This is a genomic window from Paenibacillus sp. XP01 (genome assembly GCF_057364885.1).
Window position 1 is genome coordinate 3475369 of sequence record NZ_CP139481.1, and the last position, 18888, is coordinate 3494256.

Sequence of the window (18888 nt, forward strand, 5' to 3'; positions counted from 1 at the left end):
ACCGATGCTCTCAGAAAGCCCAATCCCCGTTGAGGAATACCGGCTCTCGGTCGCCGTTAGCCGTGATGCCGTAAATGCTCGTTTCAGGCGAACCCATCATGAAGTCGACATGAGTCATGCTTGAGTTCATGCCGCGGGCTGCAAGTTCCTCGGGAGACATCGTTTTACCGCCTTCCAGATTGGAAGCGTAAGAGCTGCCAATGGCAAGGTGGCATGAGGCATTCTCGTCGTACAGCGTGGTATAATACAAAATTCCGCTCTCCGAGATGGGAGAATGATACGGAACTAAAGCGACTTCCCCCAAATAACGGGATCCCTCATCCATATGAATCAGCCTCTCCAACGATTCCTGACCTTCTTCCGCATGATATTGGACTATACGCCCGTTTTCGAACGTTAGCGTAAACCGGTCAATGATGTTGCCGCCGTAGCTCAGCGGTTTCGTGCTGGTTACCGTGCCGTTGACCCCTGTTCTGAGGGGAGCGGTGTAGACTTCTTCGGTAGGAATGTTGGCGACGAAAGGGGTGCCTTTTTCGTTTACGCTTCCAGCCTGCGCCCAAATATGACCTTCGGGCAGTTCCACCGTCAGGTCGGTACCTGGGGAAATGAAATGCAGTGCACGGTATTTTTTGCCGTTCAGCACCGAGGCTTTACTGTCGAGTCGTGCAATATGCCGTTCCCAGGCTTGCACGGGATCTTCCTGATCGGCTCGCACTGCGGCAAAAATCGCATCCCACAGCCGGGCTACCGAATCCTCGGCAGGAAGGCCGGGAAATACCTTGGTTGCCCAGGCCGGAGAAGGGCATGCAACGCCGGTCCAGCTCATTTTGTCGGCTTGCAAATATCGTCTGTAGGTGGACATGGCTTGACCGAAGGCGCGCTGATGGGCGGCGATGCGCTTGGGATCAATGCCTTTCATGGCATCCGGCCCGGAAGAGAGCACCGTGAGGAAGACCGCATTGTTTTCAGCCAGCTCCTGCACTTCCCGGGCATGCCATACTGGAGGTTCCTCCAGCACGGCTTCGTCAGCCATTTCCAATCTCAGCCGATTGACGGTTTCGTCCGAATATTTCACGATGACCTGTTTGGCGCCGGCTTCGTATCCTTTTCGTGTCAATAGATGCACGAATTCAGCAGCATCAATCATGGCATTGATGACAAACACTTGTCCAGGCTGCACGTTCGCTCCGACTTTAACGGCCAGTTCGGCGTAACGGTCCAATTTTTGTTCAAACGTCAACATTTTCTGTTTTCCGCCTTTCTTTTTCTATTTGGTCTTCCGGTCACATCGAAAGACAAAAATAGAGAGGAGGCGAGCTCCTCTCCAAGCTATTCGATCATGATTCAGAAAGCCCAGTTGCCTTTACGGAAGATCGGTTCTTCCGTTCCGTCCGCAGTCACGCCGTTGATGTCCATTTCGCCCGAACCAATCATGAAGTCGACATGAGTCAGACTGGAATTCAACCCGCTTTCCGCCAATTGCTGCTGAGACATCGTTTTACCGCCTTCCAGACAGAACGCATAGGCATTGCCGATGGCGAGATGGTTCGATGCATTTTCGTCAAACAAGGTGTTGAAGAACAAAATATTTGTATCGGAAATCGGCGATTGATGCGGCACTAGAGCCACTTCGCCAAGGTAATGAGCACCCTCGTCCATTTCGACCAGGCTTTTCAATGCTTCCAGTCCTTGTTCGGCCGTATAATCCACGATCCGCCCGTTTTCGAATGTAATGGAGAAACCGTCGATCAAATTACCGCCATAGCTCAGTGGTTTTGTGCTGCGAACGGTGCCGTTAACTCCGGTTTTGAGCGGAGCCGTAAATACTTCCTCTGTTGGCATGTTTGCGACGAAAACACGTCCTTGTTCATTGATGCTGCCGCCGGATACCCACAGATGTCCTTCCGGAAGCTCGATCGTCAGATCCGTTCCAGGTGCGGTATAATGCAATTTTTTGTATTTTTTCGAATTCAGCAGCTCGGCGCGGGAGTCGAGGTTTTGCAAATGGCTCTTCCATTCGGCAACGGCATCCTGTTCGCCGATTCGAACGGTTTTGAAAATAACGTCCCACAATTTTTCGACTTGTTCGTTTTCAGGCAGATCCGGGAATACTTTGGCAGCCCATTCCGCAGACGGTACGGCCACGATGGACCAACTGAATTTGTCGGCCATTTGATACTCGCGGTATTTCTCCAGCGCTTTGGCGCGCACTTTTTGCGTCGTGACGATGCGTTCCTGCGGAACGCCGTTCAGCAGGTCCGGGTTCTCGGCGATGACGTGCAGTACGGCTGCGCCATTTTCCACGAGTTCGGTCATTTCACCGGCAAACCACTTCGGTTCGATCGAGAACGCTTCGTCCGGGGCCAAATCATAGTGGATGCGGGTCACTGTTTCATCGCTCCAGTTGACCTTTACGAGCTTGGCGCCCACGCTGTAAGCTTCTTTAACGATGAGACGCACGAAATGCGCGGCCGAGATCGGAGCGTTTACGACCAGCGTTTGTCCCTGATGGACATTGACGCCGACTTGGACGGCCAGAGCAGCATATTGCTGCAGTTTTTTTTCAAATGAGTTCATGCTATGTTCTCCTCCAGTATGATAGAAATGTTGTAGCTCAAGTGTTGCGTCCCCATTAAGTGTATGTAAGGAATGGTTCCTTCATTAATTAAGGTATACGTTGCTACAATATATATTGTACAATTAACCAATAATAATTACCAAACCCCATTTGAACAAAATGCGGTGAACTGGCGCAAGACCAGAGAGCAAAAGGAGAGAATGACGGTGAATGTTGTGATTGTTTCCGCCGAAATGCATCGCGGCGACGAGATGATGTTTGTGGGAAGTACGGTATTTCGGGCAGAGGGCGATAAGTCCCTTTACGAAATTACGTTTATGAGCAAGAACGGAAAGGACTGGGATTACAGTTTGCATTTCACGGAAGAGTCCGGGGATGAAGAGGAATTGCTGCGCATGGACGAGCTGCTGGAGAACGATGACGATCTTTATAACATGCTGCTGGATGCCGCTTTGGATGCATATCCTGCTTGATTTTGGATGAAATTGGTTCTAACCCCGTGTTGAACAGACTATACTAGACGGTGTGTGCCTGTACTTGGCATGCATCGTCTGTTTTTTTGATGCTTCGAATGAACTGTTGCAAAAAGGGAAGTCTACGACAGAGCAACGCAATCCGGGTCACGATCGCCTGAAGAGGAGGTAAGCGTGTATGTCATTAGACCAATGGTTTACATCCGGCATGACAGGGCTTGAAGAAGTCGCGCACGATATCCTCAGTATGCGGACGCTATTTGTCAATGTTGTGTTTGTCGGGGAAAAAGGAAGCAGGAACTGGATTCTTGTCGATACAGGCATGACGTCGTTTGCCGAGGACATCAAACAGGCTGCAGAACATAGATTTGCAGGCCCGCCTTCTGCGATTATACTGACCCATGGCCATTTCGACCATGTGGGAACGGTGATCGAGTTGGAGCAGTTTTGGGGAGTGCCGGTGTATGCCCATCCATTGGAAATGCCTTATTTGACGGGACAAAAGGATTATCCGCCGGCCGATCCGTCCGTGGGCGGCGGCCTGATGTCCAGATTGTCGTTTGCCTATCCGAACGAAGCCATTAATTTGGACGATCGCGTGTTCTGCCTGCCAAAAGATCATTCTGTGCCCGGAGCTCCTGGCTGGCGCTGGATCCATACGCCTGGCCATACGCCGGGACATATTTCGCTGTTCCGGGATGCAGACCGCTGCCTGATTGCCGGAGACGCCATCGTAACGGTGAAGCAGGAATCGTTATGGAACGTGCTTCTTCAGGATTTACAGATGCACGGGCCTCCAGCCTATTTTACGACAGATTGGGATGCGGCCCATCGCTCGGTCAGTTGCTTGCGAAGCCTTCAACCGGAAGTCATCGTCACCGGGCACGGACATGCGCTTCGCGGAACGGCGTTAACGGATTCATTAGAGAAGCTGGATGAAACGTTTGAAGACCAGATCGTACCGGAACACGGCAAGTTTGTGGATTGACCGTTACAATGGTGACATACGGCGGCCTGCGATGATCTGCAGCCGTCTTTAATTTTGCCGGATGAGTTTATTCTCTATCATAGATTGGTATTTTTGCCGAAGTCATGATATAGTCGAGCCGTATAGTTATAACCTTAGAATGCAGGAGGTACATAATCTATGACACGACAGAATTCGGCAGTGGAAGGGCAATTCGGGGGCATCCCGGCTATCTGGCTTCATTATGGCGCGTTTGAAGCGGCCGTTATTCCAAGCATCGGCGCTAATTTGGTTGCATTCCGCGATGTGGAGCGCGGCCATCGTTACTTGCGGGAACCGAATGAGGCACAGATCGAAGAGTTCAAGGCAGCGCCTGCGGTATACGGAATCCCGGTGTTGTCTCCGCCGAACCGTTACGAAGACGGACGTTTTCCTTGGGACGGGAAGGTATACCAGCTACCCGTCAACGAACCGGCTACGGGCAACCATTTGCACGGCTTTTTGCATGATATCGAATGGAAGGTTGAAGGATATGGCTCCGACGATCTTGAGAGCTATGTATTGTTGAGCCAGCAAGTGAAGGAAGGGCATGTTTTCCATAAATATTTGCCGTTTACGTTTACGGTAACCTTGCGCTACTCTCTTAGCGTCGACGGGCTTCAAATTCAGTTGAAAGCACGTAATGAGGGTGCAGAACGCATGCCTGCCCTGTTTGCTTTCCATACTGCGATCAACGTGCCTTTCGTGCCGGATAGCGCAGCATCCGACTATACGGCGAAAATTACGATTGGACAACGCCGCGAACTGAATGGACGTTCTTTGCCGACAGGCCAATTTCAACCGCTTTCACCGGAAGAGCAGCAAATGAAGGCTGAAGGGGTCAGCCCATTCTTCGAGGCGATGGATCATCATTACACGTCGGAACCTCAGGATGGCCGCAATTATATGGAGCTGACCAACCTGCGTACAGGGGACAAGCTCGTATATGATGTGGGAACGGCATACAAGCACTGGATGATCTGGAACAACAACACGGAAGGCGGATTTTTCTGCCCCGAGCCGCAAATGAACCTGGTAAACGCACCAAACCTGCCTGAAATTCCCGCAGAAGAAAGCGGTTTGATCGGCCTGGAGCCAGGGGAACTGTTTGAACAGTCGAGCCGCCTGTATCCGATTCGTCCACGCAACTAAGTTTTGCTTTTTTGTGATGCGCTTACATCTTTGTCGAAAAGGTGAAAGTTTGCACGGCAATCATGTATAATATGACAAGATACGCAAGCTCTGCCCATGAAATCATTCATATTTGGAAAGCTCGAAACCATCTTTCCGGAGGAGGACAAGCAAGTGGAATATCGCATTGAGAGAGATACGCTAGGTGAAATGAAAGTGCCCGCAGACAGACTGTGGGGAGCTCAAACGCAACGGAGCAAGGAGAACTTTCCGATCGGGAACGAACAGATGCCGATGGAGGTTGTGCGAGCTCTCGCTATATTGAAAAAAAGTGCTGCAGCCAGCAACCACTCTCTGGGCAAGCTGTCTGCGGATAAAGCAGCGGCCATTGCTGAGGCTGCCGATGAAATTATCGCCGGACGCATCGATGACCATTTCCCACTCGTTGTTTGGCAAACCGGAAGCGGCACCCAGTCCAACATGAACGTGAACGAGGTCATTGCCAACCTGGGCAACCGATTGCTGGAGCAAAAAGGCAAAGAAGAGCGCCTGCATCCGAATGATGACGTTAACATGTCCCAAAGCTCGAACGATACGTTCCCTACGGCACTGCATGTGGCCGGTGTCATTGCTGTTGAGGATCAGCTGCTCCCTGCGATCGCCGTGCTCAAAAAAACGCTGGACGAGAAAGCGGAAGCGTTCAAGGATATCATCAAAATCGGCCGTACGCATCTGCAGGATGCCACGCCGATCACGCTTGGACAAGAAATCAGCGGCTGGTCCGCTATGCTCGACAAGAGCGAGCGCATGATTCGCGACAGCGTGCAGTATATGAAGGAGCTTGCCATCGGGGGCACCGCTGTCGGCACAGGAATCAATGCCCATCCTGACTTTGGCGACCTGACCGCAAAGGAAATCGGCAAACATACCGGCAAGGATTTCGTGTCTGCTCCGAACAAATTCCATGCGCTGACAAGCCATGACGAAGTCGTATATGCGCATGGGGCGGTAAAAGCGCTTGCGGCAGACCTCATGAAAATCGCCAATGACGTACGCTGGCTTGCGAGCGGTCCACGCAGCGGTCTGGGCGAGATTCGCATTCCGGAAAATGAGCCGGGCAGCTCGATCATGCCTGGTAAAGTGAATCCAACGCAGAGCGAAGCCATGACGATGGTGGTTACGCAGGTTATGGGCAACGATGCTGCCATCGGATTTGCCGCAAGCCAGGGGAATTTCGAGCTGAACGTGTTTAAGCCGGTCATCATCTATAACTTCCTGCAATCCGTTCAATTGTTAGCCGATTCCATCATAGCGTTCAATGACAAATGTGCCGTTGGCATTGAACCGAACCTGGACCAAATTCAGCATAACCTGAATAACTCGCTGATGCTGGTCACTGCGCTAAACCCGCACATCGGTTATGAGAATGCGGCGAAAATTGCCAAGCTTGCGCACAAGGAAGGGCTCTCTCTGAAGGAAGCTGCCTTGCAAACGGGTTTGCTGACCGAAGAGCAATTTGATCAATACGTCGACCCGGCAAAAATGATCGCACCCAAAGCCTGATCTATTTCATAGCCAAGGGTATGGTTAACTTGCTTGGCGTTGATCTTTGTTACGAAGGACCTGCGGTTGGCAGGTCCTTTTACCATGATATTTAAAAGTTTTTCAGTCCATGGATGCGTCGAATAACGATCGTTCTACACCATGATTAACCAAATTACATGCATTCACACAAAATACGGATCCATAGAATACGCATGCGCATTGAACGACGTTTCCCAACCAACTTTGGTCGTTGGACGTTACGGTGCGGCAGCCAAATTCAATGGTTGCGATATTGTGCGTTCCACTGGAGGTCCCCATGCTGCCCAAAATGCAAAGATTCTCGATACGCTCCAAAATTTTGCTGGGATATCTCGTCGTACTCCTGTTATTCGGTATCTCGCTCTCCGTTTTATCGGTACAGATCCATACTTTACAGGAAGAAAACGATTATATTAGCCATCATGATCTTGAAGTACATAATCTGACCAATGCCATTGAAAAAAACGTGCTGAACATGGAAACCGGACAGCGCGGATATATGCTTACCGGTGACGAGGATTATCTTGAACCTTATCGGTCGGCCAATTCGGAATGGAATTCGAATTACAATCTTCTCTATGAACTGATCGGCGACAACCCTACCCAGCAGCGCAACCTGGAAATGATTCGGAACCATATCGAGCGCTGGCTGGAGGTTGCGGGGGAACCTGCGATTGCGTTGAAGAAAGAGGGGAGTCCAGGCGAAGTGCTCGCCTTTTTTCGGGCTGACCCCGGAAAAAACGAAATTGATCTTCTTCGCGACCAATTAACCCGGTTTCGGAATACGGAGTTACAATTGACGGATGCCCGCGTATCCGAACTTTCCGATCGTTCCTCCGTGTTGTTAAAAGTCATTTACGCCCTCTGGTTCGCAATCACGGCGATTTCCGTTGCCGCTGCTCTCGCGATCTCCGGCAATATCGTAAAAACGTTGAAAGAAGTGATTCAGACGATCAGTGACATCTCACGCGGCGGAAGTCTGACTCAACGGGTTCATGTACGTTCGCGGGACGAAGTCGGCGATCTGGGGATGGAAACCAACCGGCTTCTGGATACTGTTCAGGAACAGAATCGGATTAAGGAGCGCATTGCAGCAATGGCCACGATGCTGCAAAACCAGGCCAGTCTTGAATCGCTGTCCCAATTGTACCTGAACCACCTGTCGATCGTTTTGGAGGTCCCTTACGGGGTGCTCTATCATTGGAATAAACATCAACAGTTGACCAATCTGGCATCCTACGCCGCAAGTGGAGAATTGCTTAAACCGAATCAAACCGTATTAAATGTCGGCGAAGGACTCGTCGGACAATGCGTGGCCGAAAAACGGATGCTGCACTTGCATGAGCTGCCGCCTGGTTATATCCGTATCGGTTCTGGTCTGGGGTATGCGGAAGCACGCTCATTGACGGTAGCTCCCGTATTATTCGAAGGCAAAGTGATCTCGGTCGTCGAGATTGCCGCTCTCCAGCCTTTGTCTCCGGATCAAGCGGCTGTGCTGAGCGAGTTGAATGAGATTTTCGGAGTATCCCTGCACTCTGTCATGACGCGCATGGAACTTCAGCAGTTGTATGATGAATCCCAAGTGTTAAACGAGGAGCTGCAGGCCCAATCGGAGAGGTTGCAGCAGCAGACCGAAGAGATGGCTTCCCAAACGGAGGAGCTTCAGATGCAGACCGAGGAACTTCACGTCCTCAACGATCGCCTCGAAGAGCAAAAGAGCGCTGCCGAATTATCGGCGAGCGAAATGGCCGTTCTGGCAGAGCAATTGCGTGCTAGTTCGGGGTACAAATCGGAATTTTTGGCGAATATGTCTCATGAATTGCGCACGCCGCTCAACAGCATGCTTATATTGTCCGAAATCCTTGCAGCGAACAAACAGGGGCATCTGGATGCGGAAGAACAGAAATATGCTTCGGTCATTCACGCGTCCGGCAAGGATTTGCTGCACCTGATTAATGACATTCTGGATCTGTCGAAGGTTGAAGCCGGCAAAATGGACATGGCCTGGAGTAACGTAAGGATTGCAGACTTGCCTGAGGCCATGTACCGGTACTTTCAAAAAATGGCGGAACAAAAAGGGCTTGATTTTCGCGTTATATTGCAAGGGGAACTTCCCGAATACATTGAAACCGACGAGATGCGTTTGCAACAAATTTTGCGGAATTTGCTCTCCAATGCATTCAAGTTTACAAGTAAAGGCGAAGTAATTCTTACGATTTCCCGCATGCATTTGGAATGCTCCCATAAGGACGGGAAACCGGCCGAGGTTGTCTCCTTCTCCGTAAGCGATACGGGGATCGGGATCCATGAAGATCAGCTGCAGCCCATTTTTGAAGCGTTCAAACAAGCAGATGGGGCCACTGCGCGAAAATACGGCGGGACGGGGCTCGGATTGTCCATATCCCTGTCGCTTGCCAACCTGTTAGGCGGTTCCATTTCAGTGACGAGCCGGATCGGCGAAGGGAGCACGTTCTCGCTAATTCTGCCATTGAACAGGGACAATGGCGTCGTTTCGTTATCTCCATCAGATGCGCATGGCGCGAGGTTATTTTTGAATGAGGCGGCTGCTGCAGCCGAACGTTCGGGTCAAAATTCGATGGACGAAGAACCCGATTGGAAAACGGACCCTTGGTTAACGCCGTTGGAGAAAACGCTGCTTCATGGCAAGGAAGTATTCGTCGTAGACGATGACATCCGCAACGTTTATGCGCTTGCGAATGCACTTGAGCAATACGGCATGAAGATCGCGACGGCCCAGAACGGGCATGAATGCCTGGAGATGCTGGAGCGGGGAGAGGTTCGGCCGGATATCATCATGATGGACATCATGATGCCGGAATTGGACGGGTACGAAGCGACCCGGCAGATCAGAAACAGACTGGGAATGACGCGAATTCCGATCATTGCGCTGACTGCCAAGGCGATGAAGGAAGATCGCGATAAATGCCTGGCTGCAGGAGCTTCGGACTACATTAGCAAACCGCTTAACATGAGCGAAGTGATTTCCCGCATGAAATTATGGCTGGGGAGTTAAAGGAACAGACGCAAGGCGGATGATCAACATGCGGGCTTGAAAAAACTACACCAATACGCTGCACGATATGCAATCCAAGAAGCTTCCACAGCATGGCTGTGAACAGCCCTTGGGTTGTATTTTTTTTGGATGTCAGCTTTAATTCGAAATTTGATGTTATAATACTTAACAAGAATTAATAGTTCCAGCCGATTTATTACTTTTAAAACTACAGATCAACCTGAAAAAGACGGTGAAACTAATTCATTTATGGTTTTAATGTAATGTACATGGGAGGTAATGTCCATGCAGCTCACGGTTAAAGAGGCTTTGCAGGTGTATCCGCTGTCCGAGGCCAAATTGGTCGCCGGCGGGGAAGGAACTTCGCGTATGATGAAATCCGTAAACGTCATGGATGCTCCGGATATTGCTGACTGGATCAAATCGGGCGAGATGTTGTTTACGACCGCCTTTATTATGAAGGACAACGAAACGGATGCATTGCGCCTGATGCGGCGCCTGAATGAACGGGGATGTGCTGGGCTTGGCATCAAACTGGGACGTTTCTGGCAGTCCATTCCTCAAGGCATCATCGAAGAAGCGGATCGTTTGCGAATGCCTTTGCTGGAATTGCCGTTCCAATTCACATTTTCCGACCAGATGAACGCATTGTTCAAAGCCGAGCACGAGCGATCCCATCGTTTGCTGCACGAGGTGATGCAAAAGCAGAAAAGGCTGATGAAATTCGCCCTGCATCAACAGCCTTATCGCAACGTGTTTGCCGAGCTGGCGGCGATCCTGAGTCATCCGCTTGCGGTAATCGGTCCTCGCGGACATGTGCTTTTCGGAAGTGAAGGCATTGCTGCGGATTCGGCGGTACAGGGGTGGCCTTGGAGATCGGTCATGCACCGCGTCAAATGGAATCAAGGGAGCTGCCATCGCGTGCCCATCAAGCATAATGACGAGGAGTACGGTTTCCTGCTCGTATTCACGGATTCGGCATTATCGCTCAAGGCTGAGGAAGAATTGTTTCAACAAGCCGCGGACGTGCTTGCCTTCTATATGGATATGACGTATCGGGAACACATTAACCCGACCGTGCAAGACGAGATGCGCACATGGCTGACTCAATATCTGGGCAATAAACTGACGATCGAAGAGCTGAACATGCTTAGCGAAAACAAAGGCGTTTACCTGTTCCAGGGCACGTACCAATGCGTGCTTACCACGTTGGAGCCTGCCGCAGTTGCCGATGGCAAGCTTTTGAAACAGATTCACCGCGAGCTGCAGTACAACCCGCTGATGCAGTTTGCGTCCTCGCAGCATTTTCAGATCGAAGACGGCATTCTATCCCTGTACACTTGTCCGACTGGAAGGGACTATGGAGAAGAATTATCCGCGTTTCTCCTTAACCGTTTTGCTGACGTGCTCGCAGCGCAGGAGGCGAAGGGAGCTTCCGCTCCGCGTTTTTGGATCAGCAAAATGAAACATGAACCCAAATCGCTGCGCGAAGCTTACCAAGAATGCCTGGATACCGGGCAGCTGGCACGCAGATTCGGGATGAAAGACCGGGCGCTGCAATTTGAAATGGTGGAGTTTGCTTATGTATTTCAACATGTGCCGGATCGCATTATGGAAAATTACTGCAACAAAGTGTTGGAGCCGCTGCTCGCGCACGAGGGGGATCCGAATCAGGTATTGATGAACACGCTGGAATCTTTTATCGAGAACGACGGTCTGATCAATGAGGCAGCCAAACGATTGTACGTGCATCGCAACACGGTGACGTATCGCATGGAGAAGATCGGCAGCTTGCTGCAAATGGACTTCAAAAAAACGAACGATTTGCTGAAATTGAAGCTGGTCTTTACATTCCGCAAATTCATCCGTGACAAAAACAGTCCTCGTACTTGAAGTGAGTTTGAAGTTAGATAATATTCCATGATTCAACTGAAAACCAAGGAAATGCCGCCGTGCTTCCGTTGAGAAGCATGGTTTTTTGTGCTTAAAGGCACATATCAGTAAAAAAGAGCCGTGCACGGCAAACAATTCAACTCACATATGTTATGTTATATTACAAAGTTGCATGATTATTATTGTTGCTCCAAGAACCTGCACGTACAATGAAATACAACAATCTACCAAAGACCGGAGGTGATGGAATGGATGAGTTCATTACACGCATTAACAACTGGTCTGCGGAACAATACGTGCAAACGTTCGGCGGGCTTTTCGAGGAATCGCCGTGGGTAGCCGAGCACTCCTATGGTATGCGTCCCTTTGCCTCTTTTGAACACATGATGAACGTCATGAAACAAGTTGTTCTGGCAGCCGATACCGAGGTCAAGCTGCAGTTGCTTCGCAATCATCCCGATCTTGGGGCACGTATCCGCATGAGCGACAGTTCGGTGCAGGAACAGGCCGGAGCCGGGCTGAACTCCCTTTCTCCGGTGCAATTCGAAGAGATGAACCGATTGAACAGGAAGTATACGGACCGACTGGGGTTTCCGTTTATAATGGCGGTGAAAGGACACCATCCCGATTCCATTTTGCATGCCATGCGGCAACGCAATGAGCGGAGCTGGGACGAAGAATTTCGGACGGCGCTCGGTGAAGTGTTCAAAATCGCTTCGATCCGTTTGGAGCAATGGATCACGCAGGCGGGAACTATGTCAGCCAGCTCGGGAGGACGCATCACCACGCATGTACTGGATACGTCCAGAGGCGTTCCGGCAGCTGGAGTGAATGTGGAATTATACAGGATGACGTGCAATAAGGAAATGGAGAGCTGGTCAAGGGAAGGTGCGTCCTTAACCAATACAGACGGGCGGCTGGATGCGCCGTTGTTGGTTGGAAGCGAGCTTCAAAAAGGCATTTATGAGCTTCGGTTTCATGTGGAGAAGTATTATTCGGAGCGGTTGGGCGAAGGAGAGGGACCGTCGCTGCTCTGGACCGTGGTTCCGATCCGGTTCACCGTTTCCGATGCGAACAGTCACTACCATATCCCTTTATTGATCGCGCCAGGGGGATACAGTACATACCGGGGGAGCTAAGTAAGCCGAGTACCGGTTTTGAGGCGGAGGGCAGGACGATGGCAAACATGGATACGATCGTCCGGGGCGGCCGGGTAGTGCTGCACGTTTCGGGTGTGCTGGAAGCGGTAATGCTGCATCACAAATTTGCTTTGCCTGCGGGGGAGGCGGTACAAGCGGCACTCGATGTCTATGCAGGAAAGGAGGGAGCATTATGCTGAACCAGATGCCGGTTTCCAGAAATGCCATGGTTACTACGCCGCATTATATCGCCAGTGCGGTAGGGAGCTCCATCCTGCAGCAGGGCGGAAGCGCGGTCGATGCAGCAATAGCGATCAGCGCAGCCTTGGGCGTTGTCTATCCGCATATGACAGGGTTGGGCGGAGACGCATTCTTCCTTGTTCACGATGGGCAAAGCGGCAGGATTGCGGCTTACAACGGGAGTGGACGCTCCGCTGCAGGCATAAACGCGGATACTTTCAAGTCGATGGGGATGAGTGCCATTCCGCAGCGCGGCGTGCTTAGCGCGATCACCGTTCCCGGCATGGTCGATGCCTGGTGGGAAGTGTGGAACCGCTTCGGCAAGCTGGAGTGGGCGGTATTGCTGGAGCCCGCGGCGCGTTATGCCGAGCAGGGGTGCCCGGTCTCCCGCAATCTGCGCATGTGGATGGAAAGAGATGAAGAATTGATTACGGGATATGCGCCGCTTAGGCGCATTTACGCCCCGGAAGGCACTCTTTTGCGGGAAGGAGGCCTGCTGCTGCAGCCTGAACTTGCGGCCTCCATTCGTTTGCTCCAAAGCGGGGGACGCAAAGCTTTTTATACAGGGGAACTTGCCGAACGCATCGCTGCAGCCATGCTTGAAGACGGTGGCATGCTGACCGCGAAGGATTTTGCCGATCACCGGGGTGCATGGGTAGAGCCGGTCAGCACGGATTATCGGGGCTATCAAGTGCATCAAATGCCGCCGAACTCGCAAGGGTTCTCGATGCTCATGATGCTGAACATGCTGGAAAACATCAATCTTTCGGCGGTGGCGCGCACGTCGCCCGAGTTCTACCATCTGATGGCCGAAGTGGTGAAGAAGGCTTTCCGCGATCGGGATCGGTATTTGACGGACCCGGATTTCAGGAAGATCCCGCTTGAGCGCCTGTTGTCCAAAGCCTACGGCAACGAGCTCTGGAACGAAATTCATGCGGCACCGCCTTCCGCGCAGCCTTTCATCTCCCAAACGATGGGGCAGGATACCGCGTACGCGGCCGTGGTTGACGGCGATGGTCATGCCGTTTCGTTCATTCAAAGCCTGTATTTCGATTTTGGCTCGGCCTACGTGCCTGGAGGCACGGGGATCATCATGCAAAACAGAGGTTCTTTTTTTTCGCTCGATCCGAAGGATGCCAACGTGCTGGAGCCGGGCAAACGTTCCTTCCATACGTTGATGCCTGGCATGGTCACCCGGAACGGAAAGCCTTGCCTGCTTGTAGGCACTCAGGGTGGCGAAGGTCAGCCGCAAACGCAGCTGTCCGTGCTGACCGGCGTGTTGGATTACGGGCTAACGGTTCAGGAAGCGATCGGGCTGCCGCGTTGGGTTTACGGCCGCACTTGGGGTGAGGATGGGGATATCATGCGCGTCGAGAACCGATTTCACGACGATGTATGCGACACGCTTGCCCGCTGGGGTCATCAGGTAGAAGCGGTATCGCCGTGGGATGGCATTATGGGCCAATCGCAAGGCATTGCGATTAGCGAGGACGGCATGATCAGCGGCGCGGCCGATCCCAGGGGAGACGGCATGGCGATCGGATGGTAGCCGATAACCCAACCACGCATTAGGGTGATTGCCTGGTCTTTGCTGCAGGATATAGACCAGTTCAAGGGCACAGATTGAAAACGGATGGGGGAAAAGACATGGGAACGATCCTGCTGAAAGGTGCTCAGCTCGTTACGATGAATGCGGACGAAGAAGTATTTACGGGCGATCTCTTCATCGAAGACAACCGGATCAAGCAAATGAAGGAGAATATCGACGCTCATGCCGATGAGGTCATCGATGCCCGCGGCAAAGTGCTGCTGCCGGGTTTCGTCCAAACGCACATCCACTTGTGCCAGACCTTGTTTCGCGGCCGCGCGGACGATCTGGAACTGATGGATTGGCTGCGGCAGCGCATTTGGCCGCTGGAGGCCGCGCATGATGAGGAATCTGTCTATTATTCGGCCATGCTCGGGCTCGGCGAACTCATCTCGAGCGGCACAACGACGATTCTGGACATGGAAACGGTCCATCATACGGAATCTGCTTTTCAAGCAATGGCACAGAGCGGCATTCGCGTCATTTCCGGCAAAGTCATGATGGATCACGGCGACGAGGTGCCGGAGCCGCTGCGCGAGAGCACGTCCGCTTCGCTGCAGCAGAGCGTGGACTTGCTGGAGAAATGGAACGGTTTCGGCGGCGGGCGCATCCAGTATGCGTTCTGCCCGCGTTTCGTCGTCTCTTGTACCGAGGATCTTCTGATCCAAGTCAGGGAGCTGTCCAATCAATATCATGTTCGCGTCCATACCCATGCATCCGAAAACCGGGGTGAAATCGAACTCGTCGAGCATGAACGCGGCATGCGCAACATCACGTACCTGGATCACATCGGGCTCGCCACGCCAAGGCTGGTTCTGGCTCACTGCGTGTGGCTGAGCGAAGAGGAGAAGGAGATCATCCGCAAACGCGGCGTCAAAGTAACGCATTGTCCCGGATCCAACCTGAAGTTGTCCTCCGGGATTGCAGATATTCCGGACCTGCTGAACCGACAGATTGCAGTGGGCATCGGCGCCGACGGCGCGCCGTGCAACAACAATCTGGATATGTTTCAGGAGATGCGTTTGACGGCGCTGATCCAAAAGGTTCCGCACGGGCCGACGATGATGGATGCACGCACGGTGCTGCGAATGGCCACGATGGGAGGAGCCGAGGTGTTGGGTATGTCGAAGGAGATCGGCAGCCTGGAGGTCGGCAAAAAAGCAGACGTCGTGCTGCTTGATCTGGACGATTTTCACACCTATCCTTCTTACGATACGGATGTGTACTCCCGCGTCGTGTATTCGGCAACGCGGAGCTGCGTGGATACGGTGATCATCGACGGTCGCATCGTGCTTGGCAACCGCAAAATCCGGACGATCGACCGTGGTATGGTGCTGCGGGAATCGGATAAAAGCATCGCGCGGTTGATGAAACGAATCTGAGTGAATCGGCTTTCAGCAGAAGCGAATGGAGGAACAGCCATGGAGATGCATGATCTGTGCGCGGCAGCCATCCGCGAAACGAGCTGTGTACTGGCAACGGCGGTGAAGGTGGAAGGCCATGCTTACCGCAAGCAAGGGGTTTCCATGCTGCTCACCGAACGCGGAGACATGTTCGGGAGCATCAGTCCCGGCTGCCTGGAAAGCGATCTTCAGGCTCGCGTTGGCCACGTCCTGGAGACGGGGAAACTGGAATGGGTCGAATACGACATGCGTCCGGAGGAGGATTGGTCCTGGGGAGAGACGATTGGCTGCGGAGGATTCGTGTTGGTTCTTCTTGAGCCTGTGCATGAAGAACTGCGTTCGGTGATGCATGAGATGTACGCTTGTCTGGAGGAAGGGATTTCCGTTGAGCTCTTGCGCCGTTTTCATGCGGATTATTCCCGGACGGAGTATGTTTTGAAGCGAAGGAACGGGATTCTCGGCCATATGGAGATTCCTTCGACTAACTTGGCAGCCCTTCACGCTGGAAAAGAGAGCGAAAAGGAAGAAACGGTTGGCGGGACCGAACGGATGAACCCTGATAAAGCAGAAGAAACCGAAGCATTATCGAACAGTGCTATGGCGGCTGAACAGCGTTGGAATATGCCGCGCTGCCTGAGCAGCGTCCATTCTCCCAAGCCACGCCTTGTCATTGTGGGTGCCGGCAATGACGCGATACCAGTAGCGGGACTTGCGGGAGCTTCCGGCTTCCGCGTCGTGGTCGCCGACTGGCGGGAATCGCTCTGCAATGCGAAGCGATTTCCCCAGGCGGAGCGCGTGCTGGGTTTTCCAAACGAGATCATGCCTGTCCTGCAGATCCGAAGCGGGGATTACGTCATACTGATGAGCCACCAGTTTCCGCGCGAACGCGAGTTTTTGGAGCTGTTGGCAGCTTGCGAGTATCGATATCTAGGAATTCTGGGTTCCAAAACAAGAACGGGAAGACTGCTGAAGGGTCTGCCCATGCTTCCCAATTTGCATGCACCGGTGGGGCTGTCCATCGGGGCGGACGGTCCGCAAGAAATTGCCGTTAGCATCGTGGCTGAACTCATCGCGGACAGAAGAGCCGTTTCGGCGAGAAAGCCGACTGCCGGAGGAGGAGGAGCCTGTGAAACTGACAGGGATCGTGCTCGCGGCCGGTCGGAGCAGCCGACTGGGGCGTGACAAGTTGGCCGTTACGATGCCCGGGGGCAGAAGTCTTGCGGCTTGGACATTGGAGGCCGCTCTAGGCTCATCCGCCTTGGCGAACGTGGTTTGCGTGGTGAAGCCTGAGGATGATTTACGGTGGGTGCCTTCGGAATGGATGGGCGAGGCAAATGCACGTAATAGCAGCGCTTCTGTCCGTATTCGGCAGACGAAGCTGCAGCTCACGGCATGTACCGATGATCGCGAAGGCATGGCCAACTCGCTGCGTTGCGGCATCCAGGCTGCGATGCAGACCCGCCCGGAAGGTGTCGTGATTTTGCTCGCGGACCAGCCCTTGCTGCAATCCCGGCACATCGACCTTGTAGCACGTGTTCTGGCGGAAGATCCCTTACTGGATTACTCGGCAGCGATGGACGACACTCCCGGAGATTTCGGCAAACCGCCGATCGCGTTCCGGTGTCACATGATGGAACGGCTGCTGCTGCTTCATGGGGACGAAGGGGCGCGAACGGTATTGCGTGAGCCATGTTATAAGGGCGGTCAGGTGATCCTGCCAGACTTTGCCTTTTGGGATGCCGATACGGAGCCGCAGCTGGCGCGCATTATCGATTTCGCGGAACGTGCGCAAGTGAAGTGAGAGTGTGAATGTGATATGAGCAACGATTTGGATCGATTCCCGACGCCAGAACTATGAAAGAAAAAGGAGATGGGGCATAATGGCTGTTCCTGTATACGGATCGGGTGCAAGACCACACGTATGGCAGCCCGCAGACCTGGATGAGCTGCAAATGGCAAAACAACGCTGTGGCGATAACTTTATATTCGTGGCGGGCGGCACGCTGCTTCGCACGCAGTGGGAAGGCGGGATCGCCCCTTTCCCCCGGCATCTCATCAGCCTTGAACGAATTGCGGAGGCATCCGGGATTTTCGTAGAAGAGGACCGGCTTGTGCTCGGGGCGCTGAATACGTTGAATGAATGTGCGGCGAATCCATTGTTGCAGCGGTTCCCGCTGGTGCAGGATGCCGCGAGGGCCATTGCGGCCCCATCGATTCGCAACCTGGCGACGATTGGCGGCAATGTGGTGTCCGGCGTAGGCGATGCTATTCCGGCCTTATTGGTATATGACGCAGGCTTGCAGTGGATGACGGACGCGGGCATACAGGTTCAGAGCCTTTCTTCTTGGCTGGCGGAAATGAAGACGGGGAAACACGATCCTCATCGCATGCTGCTGGCCGTTCAGCTCCCTCTGAGTTCGGCAAACGGAATCGGGACTGCATGCCAGGAACAGCCGTTGACATTGAAGCAGGTTTCATTCTTCCGGAAGCTGGGCCGACGGGAGACGTTCACTGCTTCGCTGGTCACCATTGCTTATCACGGACTCATCGGGTCAGACGGACGCTGGATCGAAGTTCGCATTGCGGCAGGCGGAGGATCCGGTTTGGCGATGCGCCTCAACGAAACGGAGGCACTGCTTGGCGGCAAGGTAGCGGACATTCAACAGTCAACAGCGCTGAGCCAGGCTGCAGCTTCCGAATTCTTGACCTATGGAGACGCATTTGCCACAGACCTCTACCGCAGCCAGGCGGCGGGCAATCTGCTGGGAGGCGGCTTGTGGGAAGCACTTGGCCGATCATAAACCGAGATCGATATGAAA

The 18888-nt window shown here is 52.9% G+C and carries 15 protein-coding genes; 13 read left to right on the forward strand and 2 right to left on the reverse strand.

Features of this window, described 5'->3' with window-relative positions:
- Positions 1-10: 10 nt before the first annotated feature.
- Entirely contained in the window at positions 11-1243 is a 1233-nt protein-coding gene (locus SNR34_RS15835; RefSeq protein WP_486179560.1) for an aminopeptidase, read from the reverse strand.
- A gap of 101 nt (positions 1244-1344) precedes the next feature.
- Positions 1345-2577, reverse strand: a complete 1233-nt coding sequence (locus tag SNR34_RS15840; RefSeq protein WP_486179561.1) for an aminopeptidase — start codon at positions 2575-2577, stop codon at positions 1345-1347.
- A gap of 201 nt (positions 2578-2778) precedes the next feature.
- Here SNR34_RS15840 and SNR34_RS15845 point away from each other — a divergent pair, with 201 nt between their 5' ends.
- From SNR34_RS15845 to SNR34_RS15905, 13 genes are all read left to right on the forward strand, one after another.
- Positions 2779-3051: a hypothetical protein gene (locus tag SNR34_RS15845; protein WP_236414212.1), complete on the forward strand. Its 273-nt coding sequence runs from the start codon at positions 2779-2781 to the stop codon at positions 3049-3051.
- Positions 3052-3229: 178 nt separating this feature from the next.
- Positions 3230-4039, forward strand: a complete 810-nt coding sequence (locus SNR34_RS15850) for an MBL fold metallo-hydrolase (RefSeq protein ID WP_236414215.1) — start codon at positions 3230-3232, stop codon at positions 4037-4039.
- A gap of 159 nt (positions 4040-4198) precedes the next feature.
- Positions 4199-5209: an aldose epimerase family protein gene (locus tag SNR34_RS15855; RefSeq protein WP_486179562.1), complete on the forward strand. Its 1011-nt coding sequence runs from the start codon at positions 4199-4201 to the stop codon at positions 5207-5209.
- Between the two features lie 153 nt (positions 5210-5362).
- A complete protein-coding gene (gene fumC / locus SNR34_RS15860) occupies positions 5363-6751 on the forward strand; it encodes a class II fumarate hydratase (protein WP_486179563.1) in 1389 nt (462 codons plus the stop codon).
- Positions 6752-7049: 298 nt separating this feature from the next.
- Positions 7050-9806, forward strand: coding sequence for a CHASE3 domain-containing protein (locus SNR34_RS15865; RefSeq protein ID WP_486179564.1), 2757 nt, complete (start codon positions 7050-7052; stop codon positions 9804-9806).
- Between the two features lie 285 nt (positions 9807-10091).
- Entirely contained in the window at positions 10092-11699 is a 1608-nt protein-coding gene (locus SNR34_RS15870; RefSeq protein ID WP_236414221.1) for a PucR family transcriptional regulator, read from the forward strand.
- A 248-nt stretch (positions 11700-11947) separates the two neighbouring features.
- On the forward strand, positions 11948-12838 hold the full coding sequence (uraD, locus tag SNR34_RS15875; protein WP_356722658.1) for a 2-oxo-4-hydroxy-4-carboxy-5-ureidoimidazoline decarboxylase: 891 nt from the start codon (positions 11948-11950) through the stop codon (positions 12836-12838).
- A 38-nt stretch (positions 12839-12876) separates the two neighbouring features.
- A complete protein-coding gene (locus SNR34_RS15880) occupies positions 12877-13038 on the forward strand; it encodes a hypothetical protein (protein ID WP_486179565.1) in 162 nt (53 codons plus the stop codon).
- On the forward strand, positions 13032-14627 hold the full coding sequence (gene ggt / locus SNR34_RS15885; protein ID WP_486179566.1) for a gamma-glutamyltransferase: 1596 nt from the start codon (positions 13032-13034) through the stop codon (positions 14625-14627). The genes SNR34_RS15880 and ggt overlap by 7 nt, the downstream gene beginning before the upstream one ends.
- Positions 14628-14725: 98 nt before the next feature.
- Positions 14726-16048, forward strand: a complete 1323-nt coding sequence (locus tag SNR34_RS15890) for a 5'-deoxyadenosine deaminase (protein WP_236414224.1) — start codon at positions 14726-14728, stop codon at positions 16046-16048.
- 39 nt (positions 16049-16087) lie between these two features.
- Complete coding sequence (locus tag SNR34_RS15895) at positions 16088-17251, forward strand: XdhC family protein (protein WP_486179567.1); 1164 nt, start codon at positions 16088-16090, stop codon at positions 17249-17251.
- The gene (locus SNR34_RS15900) at positions 17196-17870 is read left to right on the forward strand and encodes a nucleotidyltransferase family protein (protein ID WP_339278283.1); all 675 of its coding nucleotides are present in this window, start codon (positions 17196-17198) and stop codon (positions 17868-17870) included. The genes SNR34_RS15895 and SNR34_RS15900 overlap by 56 nt, the downstream gene beginning before the upstream one ends.
- Positions 17871-17949: 79 nt before the next feature.
- Complete coding sequence (locus tag SNR34_RS15905; protein ID WP_486179568.1) at positions 17950-18870, forward strand: FAD binding domain-containing protein; 921 nt, start codon at positions 17950-17952, stop codon at positions 18868-18870.
- Positions 18871-18888: the final 18 nt, after the last annotated feature.

Excerpts from the sequence above, each read along its gene's own strand:
- SNR34_RS15835 (WP_486179560.1), bottom strand. The coding sequence starts at position 1,243 with ATGTTGACGTTTGAACAAAAATTGGACCGTTACGCCGAACTGGCCGTT.
- SNR34_RS15840 (WP_486179561.1), bottom strand. The coding sequence starts at position 2,577 with ATGAACTCATTTGAAAAAAAACTGCAGCAATATGCTGCTCTGGCCGTC.
- SNR34_RS15845 (WP_236414212.1), top strand. The coding sequence starts at position 2,779 with ATGACGGTGAATGTTGTGATTGTTTCCGCCGAAATGCATCGCGGCGAC.
- SNR34_RS15850 (WP_236414215.1), top strand. The coding sequence starts at position 3,230 with ATGTCATTAGACCAATGGTTTACATCCGGCATGACAGGGCTTGAAGAA.
- SNR34_RS15855 (WP_486179562.1), top strand. The coding sequence starts at position 4,199 with ATGACACGACAGAATTCGGCAGTGGAAGGGCAATTCGGGGGCATCCCG.
- SNR34_RS15865 (WP_486179564.1), top strand. The coding sequence starts at position 7,050 with ATGCTGCCCAAAATGCAAAGATTCTCGATACGCTCCAAAATTTTGCTG.
- SNR34_RS15870 (WP_236414221.1), top strand. The coding sequence starts at position 10,092 with ATGCAGCTCACGGTTAAAGAGGCTTTGCAGGTGTATCCGCTGTCCGAG.
- uraD (WP_356722658.1), top strand. The coding sequence starts at position 11,948 with ATGGATGAGTTCATTACACGCATTAACAACTGGTCTGCGGAACAATAC.
- SNR34_RS15880 (WP_486179565.1), top strand. The coding sequence starts at position 12,877 with ATGGCAAACATGGATACGATCGTCCGGGGCGGCCGGGTAGTGCTGCAC.
- ggt (WP_486179566.1), top strand. The coding sequence starts at position 13,032 with ATGCTGAACCAGATGCCGGTTTCCAGAAATGCCATGGTTACTACGCCG.
- SNR34_RS15890 (WP_236414224.1), top strand. The coding sequence starts at position 14,726 with ATGGGAACGATCCTGCTGAAAGGTGCTCAGCTCGTTACGATGAATGCG.
- SNR34_RS15895 (WP_486179567.1), top strand. The coding sequence starts at position 16,088 with ATGGAGATGCATGATCTGTGCGCGGCAGCCATCCGCGAAACGAGCTGT.
- SNR34_RS15905 (WP_486179568.1), top strand. The coding sequence starts at position 17,950 with ATGGCTGTTCCTGTATACGGATCGGGTGCAAGACCACACGTATGGCAG.